Here is a 7,624-nt window from a genome sequence, read left to right on the forward strand (position 1 = left end):
CCGCTCTCGACCTTGAACTCGCGGGTGTAGACCTGCCCGTCGTGGCGGGCGATCAGCACGTAGTCGCCCTCGGCCAGCGTCACCTGCGGGAAGGCGCCGATCGCCTCGCGGATGGTGTCGCCGCCGGGCGTCAGCACGGAGAAGGCGGTGCCGGCGAAGGCCTCGGCACCGGGATTGGTCACGAGCTTGAGGGTCACGGTGGCGGCGCGGTGGTTCAGGGTCGCGTCGGTGACCTTGCCGTTCTCGACCTTGAGGTCGGCGCGCTGGATCGCGTTCGAATCCCCGTAGGTCGAGACCACGTGGTAGGTGCCCTCCGGCAGGCGCAGCACCTCGCCGGCCTTGACGCCGCCGCGCACCAGCCGTCCCTCCGAGTTCGTGCCGATCGGCACGAACACCAGGAACGAGATCTGGCTCGGCGGGATCCGGGTGTCGCCGATGGCGCCCGACAGCTTGAGGGCGCCCGCGCTGATCCGGAGGATGTCGGTCGCCGGCTGGCCGGCCATCGCGACCTTCTTCGAGGCGCTGGCGAAGCCGTAGGTGACGCTGGCGATGTAGGCGCCCGGCGCGAGCTTGAAGCTCGGGGCCGGATCGGTGGACCGGGCGACGATGCCGGGCCGGGCGCCGTCGCCGCGATCCTCGTAGATCCGCCAGACGAGCCCCGAGCGCAGCGGCTGTCCGACGCCCGAGAGCAGGGCGGACAGCGACAGCGTCGCCGCGTCCTCCGCCGGGCTCGGCGGCAGGGACGGCGTCGTGATCGAGGGGGAGGGCAGGCCGCCGCCGAGGCGGGTGCCGAACGGGTCGGGCGCCTGGGCCGAGCCCGCGACGGGCACGAAGGCCGACAGGAGCGCTGCACCGAGTCCGACGCGCCGTCCGCGCATGTCCTCACCCTCCGAGCCGCCGACGGATGCCGTCTGCCCCCGGACCATGGCGACCGCAAGGCGACCAAGATCACGTGGTCCGCCTTTCCAGCGGCCGCGTCACGTGCCAGATCCTCAGGGAACATGCGGACCCGTGAACCGCGTCCCCCTTCAACGCTTCGAGCTACCATGAACGCCACCCTCGACCTGCTGCGCACCCGCCGCTCCGTGCCGCCGCCGCACCTCGCGGCGCCGGGCCCGACGCCGGAGGCGCTCGACGCGATCCTGACGCTGGCGTCGCGGGTGCCCGACCACGGCAAGCTCGCGCCCTGGCGCTTCATCGTGATCGAGGGGGAGGCCCGCGTCCGGATCGGCGCGGTCATCGCCGACACCTACGCGGCCGACAACCCGGAGGCCGATGCCGGCCGGCTCGCGATGGAGGCCAAGCGCCTCGCGCACGCCCCCGTGGTCGTCGCGGTGGTCTCGCGGGCCGGCCCGCACGTCAAGATCCCGGATTGGGAGCAGGTGCTATCGGCGGGTGCGGTCGCGATGAACCTCGTCATCGCGGCCAACGCCCACGGGTTCGCCACCTCCTGGCTCACGGAGTGGTACGCCTACGACCGCCGGGTGCTCGACGCGCTCGGCCTGGAGCCCCGCGAGAAGCTCGCCGGCTTCATCCACATCGGCCGCGCCGAGGAGGTGCCGGGCGACCGTCCGCGGCCGGACCTCGCCGAGATCGTCACGCGGCTGTAGGCTGGAGCGATGCATTACGCCCCCGACGACCGCACGCTGCCCCACAACCCGCTGAAGGCGATCGTCGCGCCGCGGCCGATCGGCTGGATCAGCGCCATGAGCCGGGAGGGCAAGCTCAACCTCGCGCCGTACTCGTTCTTCAACGCGGTCGCCGACGACATGGTCGCGTTCTCGTCCTCGGGCCGCAAGGACGCGATGACCTTCGCGGAGGAGGGCGGCGACTTCGTCTGCAACCTTGCCACCCACGACCTGCGCGAGGCGATGAACGCTTCCTCGGCGCCGCTGCCCCGGGGCGAGAGCGAGTTCACGTTTGCCGGCCTGACCACAGCGCCGTCGCGGCGGGTGCGCGCGCCGCGGGTGGCGGAAGCCGCCGCGGCGCTGGAGTGCCGGTGGCTCCAGACCATCCCGCTCGTGCCGCTGGACGGCTCGGAGCCCGGCAACTTCCTGGTGATCGGGCAGGTGCTGTCGATCTACATCGACGACCGCTTCATCGTCGACGGCCTCGTCGACACCGCAGCGATGCGCCCGATCATGCGCGGCGGCTACTTCGACTACTTCGGCGTGACCCCGGAGACGCGGTTCGAGATGCACCGTCCGAAAGGAGGCGGCGATTACAGGCAGCGCTGAGATGAGATCGCGCCGGCATCCTGGCATCGCGGAGCCGTTCCGGCATAGGATCGGGCACGGCGTCGGCGGGCTTTGAGGGCGGGGACGGTACATGCGGGCGTTGTGGCTGGGATTCGCGCTGTTCGCGCTGGCTGCCGAACCCGCCTCGGCGGCATGCCGCTGCGTTTGCGTGAACGGCGAGGTGCGCACCCTCTGCTCCGGGCCGCTCGACGCGCCCGCGATCTGCAGCCGGATCTGCCCGGCCTCCGTTCGGCCGCCCGGCGCGCCGCCGGTCACGTCCGGCCTCGTCAGGTCGGGGGGAGCCGAGGAGACCCTCGCGACGGGCAGTCCCGCGCTCTTCGGCGCGACCGGCAGTCCCGAGCGCTGAAGTCAGGTCGCGGCGGGGCGCAGGGATCGGCGGCCCCGCACGGGTGTGATCGCGCGCAGACCCATCTTCGAAGCACAGCCCCGATCCGGCTCGCCGTCGGGGCCGCGCTCCGGCAGGAACGGGAACTTCCCCGAGTCTTCGTCACGGGTGGTCTTCCGGTCAATGCGGTGCGGTTCGGCATCGGAGCCGAAGGGGTCGCGCGAAGCCTTCGGAACGAATGCATCTGCCCGACGTTGAGCTTGCGAAATCGATCATGAATCGGAAAAGGATCCTCATGCGCAAGCTCGCAATCGTCTCCGCCACCATTCTCTCGGTCGGGGCGCTCTCCGTCACCGCAGCCGACGCTCGGCCCGGGTACCGCGGCGGCTACGGCCACGGTTACGGCGGGGGCTACGGCCACCGCGGCGGTCGCGGCATCGGCACGGGCGCCGCCGTCGGCCTCGGCATCGCGGGCCTCGCGGCCGGCGCGGTCGCCGCCGGTGCGGCGCGCAATGCCTACGGCTACGACGGCTACGGCTACAATCGCGGGTACGGCGCTTACGGCGGCTACGGTGCCCCGGCCTACGGCGGGTACTACGGCTACCCCTACTAAGCTCCGCAGCTTGCAATGAGAGAAGGGCGACCGGTCATGCCGGTCGCCCTTCTTGTTCGTCGTGCTCCATCAGCGCCCCCGGTAGGGCGGCACGCCGGGATCGGGTAGCCAGACCGTCCTCGGCGGCTCGCCCGTCTGCCAGAACACGTCGATCGGGATGCCGCCGCGCGGGTACCAGAACCCGGCGATCCGCAGGTAGCGCGGCTCCAGCAGGGCAGTCAGCCTCCTGCCGACGCCCACCGTGCAATCCTCGTGGAACGCGCCGTGGTTGCGGAACGCGCCGAGGTAGAGCTTCAGCGACTTCGACTCCACCAGCCAAGGTCCGGGCACGTAGTCGATCACCAGGATCGCGAAGTCGGGCTGGCCGGTCACCGGGCAGAGCGAGGTGAACTCGGGCGCCGTGAAGCGCGCGAGGTAATCGGTGTCCGGATGCGGGTTCGGCACCCGGTCGAGGCGCGCATCCTGCGGCGAGGCGGGCAGCGGCGTCGGCTGCCCGAGCTGAAGCGTTTCGTCAGTCATGGCCATCCATATCGCGGGCGGCGCCCGCGCGCACCCGCGCGATCCGCATGGTGCCGTTGCAGGATGTCGGTGCGAGGATCGATCTGCGTCGCGGGAAGACGCGAGCGATGCGCGCGGTGAATGCGCGCGGGCGGCTGTGGTGCTGGCTTGCCCGACCGCACGCCTTGGCGGATAAGCCGCGGCGAGCAAGACCGCATCCGAGCCCGCCGCGACGGCGCGGCCTCGGGGAGAAAGACTTATGACCGCGATCACCAACATCGCCGCCCGCGAAATCCTCGACAGCCGGGGCAATCCCACCGTCGAGGTCGACGTGCTCCTGGAGGACGGCTCCTTCGGCCGTGCCGCGGTGCCCTCCGGGGCCTCGACCGGCGCGCACGAGGCGGTGGAGCTGCGCGACGGCGACGCGGGCCGCTACGGCGGCAAGGGCGTGCGCAAGGCGGTCCATGCCGTCCAGACCGAGATCCTCGACTTGGTCGGCGGCATGGATGCGGAGGATCAGGTCGCCGTCGACGAGGCGATGATCGAACTCGACGGAACTCCGAACAAGGCGCGTCTCGGCGCCAACGCCATCCTCGGCGTCTCCCTCGCCGTGGCCAAGGCCGCGGCCGAGACCGCGGGCCTGCCGCTCTACCGCTACGTCGGCGGCGTGCAGGGGCGGGTGCTGCCGGTGCCGATGATGAACATCATCAACGGCGGGGCGCACGCCGACAACCCGATCGACTTCCAGGAATTCATGATCATGCCGGTCGGGGCCACCTCCATCGCCGAGGCCGTGCGCATGGGCGCCGAGGTGTTCCACACCCTGAAATCCGCCCTCAAGAAGGCCGGCCACAACACCAACGTCGGCGACGAGGGGGGCTTCGCCCCGAACCTCCCCACCGCCGAGGCCGGCCTCGACTTCGTGATGGAGTCGATTGCGGCCGCGGGCTTCAAGCCCGGCATCGACATGGTGCTGGCGCTCGACTGCGCCGTCACCGACTGGTTCAAGGGCGGCGCCTACCACTACGAGGGCGAGGGCACCGTCCGCTCGATCGAGCAGCAGGTCGACTACCTCGCCAAGCTCGTCGACGCCTACCCGATCCTCTCGATCGAGGACGGCATGGCGGAGGACGACTGGGACGGCTGGCGCCTCCTGAACGCGCGGATCGGCGACCGCTGCCAGCTCGTCGGCGACGACCTGTTCGTGACGAACGTCGAGCGCTTGGCCCGCGGCATCAGCGAGGGATCGGCGAATTCGATCCTGATCAAGGTCAATCAGATCGGCTCGCTCACCGAGACGCTGGCCGCCGTCGATATGGCGCACCGTGCCGGCTACACCGCAGTGATGTCGCACCGCTCGGGCGAGACCGAGGACGCGACCATTGCGGATCTGGCCGTCGCCACGAATTGCGGGCAGATCAAGACCGGCTCGCTCGCCCGCTCCGACCGGCTGGCCAAGTACAACCAGCTCATCCGCATCGAGGAGGGCTTAGGCGCTCAAGGCCGCTACGCGGGCCGGGCCGCGATCCGGCAATCCGCTTAAGGCCATCCGGCCCTCGGGCGGAACCGGCAACGCCGTCCCGCGTCGATACGCGGTGCGACCGATACCCGGGGCCTTGCGATGACGACGGATCTCGAAGCGTTCAGGCGATCGCTCGCGGTGGATGCTCCGCCGGCGACGTTCGTCCCCGCGCTCGCTGCCCTGTGGTGGGCGGCGCGCGGGGGCTGGGAGCGCGCGCACGTCCTCGTCCAGGACGAGGATGGTCCGGAGGCGGCCTGGGTGCACGCCCACCTCCATCGCGTCGAGGGCGACCGCGACAACGCCGCCTACTGGTACGCCCGCGCGGGGCGGCCTGCGACCGACGCCCCCCTCGCCGAGGAGCGGGACGCCATCGCCGCCGTGCTGCTCCGCGCGGACGGATAGGAACCCAAAGCTGTGCCCGATCCGGTTGGATCGTGAAGCGGCTTTATCCCATTGTCGTGACGCGCTTTCCCGCGACGAACCGGTGGCCGCTTCGTCGGAAGGCGCTCTCAGGTCCGCGCAGCGCCCACGTCAGCGGGCCGTCCAGCCGACGACCGCCGTCAGCGGATCGCCGACACCGCCTCCGGGCACCAGGTCCCTCACCGCGATATCGGCGAAGCCCGCCCGTTCCAGGTAGAGCGCCACGAGTCGGGCCTGATCGGCACCGCTGAGCGCCCGCCAGATCGCCACCGCCTTGGTCGGGAAGCAGCGGTTGGAGAACGTGATCGCGACGGGCGCTCCCGGACGCAGCACGCGGGCGACCTCGCGCAGCACCGCGACCGGGGCCTCGAGGTACTGGACCGAGACGCAGATCGTGGCCGCGTCGATGCTGGCGGTGTCCAGCGGCAGGGCGGGGTCGGCGTTCAGATCCTGCACGAACCGCCGGGTCAGGCGCGGGTTGGCGGACAACTCCGTCGCGTTCATGCCCTGCCCGATCACCGCGGCGTAGGCGCCCTCCTCGGGCAGGTGGCTGACCCAGCTCGACATCAGGTCGAGGATCGTGCCGCCGGCGGGCAGCAGCGTCCGGTACAGGTCGGTCACCGCGGCGACGGCGCCGCAATCGATGTGCGTGACGAGGCGCGGCTGGCCGTAGAACAGCCGGTCCGGCGTCGGATCGGGCTTGGCGAAGGCTCCGGGCGGCAGTTCGGGCAGGTCGATCATCGAGGCCTCGGGGGTTCCGGCGCCCGGTCGGTTCCGGGCGCTGCGTGCCCGGGAGATGGCGTCGCGCGGGGCCGCCTTCAGCGCGCGCAATCGGCGCGCCTCGCGGACGCTCGGCACCGCTGCGCCGGCCTCGGACGCATCCGCGATGGAACGCGCCACGGGGCGCCGCCCGTCGCCTGCGCCACGTCCATCGACGGGTTCGGAGTGGCCTTCGCCGGCATCCGGCGCGGGCGCGGACGGCTCGTCACGCCAACGGGGCGGACACCGGCGGCATCACCGCCTGGACGTAGCTCGCGAGGCTGGCGCTGCGCAGCGGCCGGAACGGCGTGCCGCAGGCTTCGCAGGCCCGCCTGACCCAGGCCGTCGCCTCGTGGCTGACGCATTCGACCGGGAACAGCACGAGGTCGGACTGGCCGACGAGGCCCGGCAGCAGGCTCAAGCTGTCTTCGATGCCGCCGTCGTGGCTGAGCAGCCGCCCGCCGCGCTCGGCGGTGAGGCGGCGCAGGTTCGCCACCTGACGGGGCCGGCCGCCGACGTAGAGGAAGGTTCTCTCCGCGAGGCTCACCGCTTCGGCGGCCGACGGCGCCGCCTCTCCGCTGTCGAGTGCAGCTTCCAGCGCCGTCACCTCGGCTTCCAGCGCGCGCGCGCGCAACCTCGACCTCCAGGGCGACGCTCAGCCGGCCCGAGGCCTGCATGAGGGCCGCGACCTTGTCCTCCAGGGCCTCCGCGTGCGCCTGCTCGCGAGCGAGTCGGCCTTCCAGGGCTCGCATCGTGTCCCGCTCGCAATCCGGCGCCCGGGGCGGAGCGGGCGCCACCGCAGTGCGGGCCGCTTCGACGGCGCGCTGCGCGTCGCGCTGCGCCATCAGGTCGAGGATGCGCCGCTCGTGCCGGGCGATGGTCTCGTCGCGCTCGGCCAAGTCCGCCTCAAGCTGGCGCAGGCGGCGGATGTCGGCGCGGTTCGACTGACCGACGAGGTGCGAGAGCATGTGCACCTCGCCGAAGATGTCCTGCACCAGCGGCCAGTCGGTCGCCGGATGGGTGATCGCCGCCCAGTAGGCGCCGGGGATCTCGCCGCGCTCCAGATAATCGCGCCAGAGCGTACGGACCTCGCCCGCGGTGCGGGCTTGCGCGAAGCGCTTGACCTCGCGCTCGTGGCGGCGGTCCAGCGCCTTCTGCAGCAGCTTGCCCCCGCCGTCCCGGCGCCCGGCCATCTGGACGATCTCGCCGTGCAGGCGGTGCTCGGTCAT

General features: G+C 71.8%; 11 protein-coding genes. 7 read left to right on the top strand and 4 right to left on the bottom strand.

Annotated elements, in window-relative coordinates; all coding sequences use genetic code 11:
• Window positions 1-878: hypothetical protein (locus ACFE8Y_RS19730; RefSeq protein ID WP_375466074.1), on the bottom strand; the 878-nt coding region annotated here is incomplete at its 3' end.
• Between the two features lie 168 nt (window positions 879-1,046).
• Here ACFE8Y_RS19730 and ACFE8Y_RS19735 point away from each other — a divergent pair.
• From ACFE8Y_RS19735 to ACFE8Y_RS19750, 4 genes are all read left to right on the top strand, one after another.
• Window positions 1,047-1,610 (top strand): nitroreductase, encoded by a 564-nt coding sequence (locus ACFE8Y_RS19735; protein WP_375466075.1) that lies wholly within the window; start codon window positions 1,047-1,049, stop codon window positions 1,608-1,610.
• Window positions 1,611-1,619: 9 nt separating this feature from the next.
• Window positions 1,620-2,237, top strand: coding sequence for a flavin reductase family protein (locus ACFE8Y_RS19740; RefSeq protein ID WP_375466076.1), 618 nt, complete (start codon window positions 1,620-1,622; stop codon window positions 2,235-2,237).
• A gap of 91 nt (window positions 2,238-2,328) precedes the next feature.
• Complete coding sequence (locus tag ACFE8Y_RS19745) at window positions 2,329-2,604, top strand: hypothetical protein (protein WP_375466077.1); 276 nt, start codon at window positions 2,329-2,331, stop codon at window positions 2,602-2,604.
• A gap of 274 nt (window positions 2,605-2,878) precedes the next feature.
• Complete coding sequence (locus ACFE8Y_RS19750; RefSeq protein WP_375466078.1) at window positions 2,879-3,196, top strand: hypothetical protein; 318 nt, start codon at window positions 2,879-2,881, stop codon at window positions 3,194-3,196.
• A 69-nt stretch (window positions 3,197-3,265) separates the two neighbouring features.
• On the opposite strand, the gene queF is transcribed toward ACFE8Y_RS19750, so the two are convergent.
• Window positions 3,266-3,715, bottom strand: coding sequence for a preQ(1) synthase (queF, locus tag ACFE8Y_RS19755; protein ID WP_375466079.1), 450 nt, complete (start codon window positions 3,713-3,715; stop codon window positions 3,266-3,268).
• Between the two features lie 238 nt (window positions 3,716-3,953).
• Here queF and eno point away from each other — a divergent pair, with 238 nt between their 5' ends.
• Complete coding sequence (gene eno, locus ACFE8Y_RS19760) at window positions 3,954-5,237, top strand: phosphopyruvate hydratase (protein ID WP_375466080.1); 1,284 nt, start codon at window positions 3,954-3,956, stop codon at window positions 5,235-5,237.
• 78 nt (window positions 5,238-5,315) lie between these two features.
• On the top strand, window positions 5,316-5,618 hold the full coding sequence (locus tag ACFE8Y_RS19765; RefSeq protein ID WP_375466081.1) for a hypothetical protein: 303 nt from the start codon (window positions 5,316-5,318) through the stop codon (window positions 5,616-5,618).
• Window positions 5,619-5,747: 129 nt separating this feature from the next.
• Here the strand turns inward: ACFE8Y_RS19765 and ACFE8Y_RS19770 are convergent, their stop codons facing one another.
• Complete coding sequence (locus ACFE8Y_RS19770) at window positions 5,748-6,377, bottom strand: class I SAM-dependent methyltransferase (RefSeq protein ID WP_375466084.1); 630 nt, start codon at window positions 6,375-6,377, stop codon at window positions 5,748-5,750.
• Between the two features lie 244 nt (window positions 6,378-6,621).
• Window positions 6,622-7,029, bottom strand: a complete 408-nt coding sequence (locus tag ACFE8Y_RS19775) for a DUF2325 domain-containing protein (RefSeq protein ID WP_375466082.1) — start codon at window positions 7,027-7,029, stop codon at window positions 6,622-6,624.
• A gap of 76 nt (window positions 7,030-7,105) precedes the next feature.
• Between ACFE8Y_RS19775 and ACFE8Y_RS19780 the strand changes: the two genes are divergently transcribed.
• Window positions 7,106-7,624 (top strand): hypothetical protein (locus tag ACFE8Y_RS19780; RefSeq protein WP_375466083.1); only part of this gene is annotated, 519 nt, incomplete at its 3' end.

The sequence above is a fragment of the uncultured Methylobacterium sp. genome (assembly GCF_964242245.1).
In the GTDB taxonomy this organism is placed as follows: domain Bacteria; phylum Pseudomonadota; class Alphaproteobacteria; order Rhizobiales; family Beijerinckiaceae; genus Methylobacterium.

What these genes read in the sequence shown, in the direction of transcription:
- eno (WP_375466080.1), top strand. Translation starts at nt 3,954, where the DNA reads ATGACCGCGATCACCAACATCGCCGCCCGCGAAATCCTCGACAGCCGG.
- ACFE8Y_RS19770 (WP_375466084.1), bottom strand. Translation starts at nt 6,377, where the DNA reads ATGATCGACCTGCCCGAACTGCCGCCCGGAGCCTTCGCCAAGCCCGAT.
- ACFE8Y_RS19740 (WP_375466076.1), top strand. Translation starts at nt 1,620, where the DNA reads ATGCATTACGCCCCCGACGACCGCACGCTGCCCCACAACCCGCTGAAG.
- ACFE8Y_RS19745 (WP_375466077.1), top strand. Translation starts at nt 2,329, where the DNA reads ATGCGGGCGTTGTGGCTGGGATTCGCGCTGTTCGCGCTGGCTGCCGAA.
- ACFE8Y_RS19735 (WP_375466075.1), top strand. Translation starts at nt 1,047, where the DNA reads ATGAACGCCACCCTCGACCTGCTGCGCACCCGCCGCTCCGTGCCGCCG.
- queF (WP_375466079.1), bottom strand. Translation starts at nt 3,715, where the DNA reads ATGACTGACGAAACGCTTCAGCTCGGGCAGCCGACGCCGCTGCCCGCC.
- ACFE8Y_RS19765 (WP_375466081.1), top strand. Translation starts at nt 5,316, where the DNA reads ATGACGACGGATCTCGAAGCGTTCAGGCGATCGCTCGCGGTGGATGCT.
- ACFE8Y_RS19750 (WP_375466078.1), top strand. Translation starts at nt 2,879, where the DNA reads ATGCGCAAGCTCGCAATCGTCTCCGCCACCATTCTCTCGGTCGGGGCG.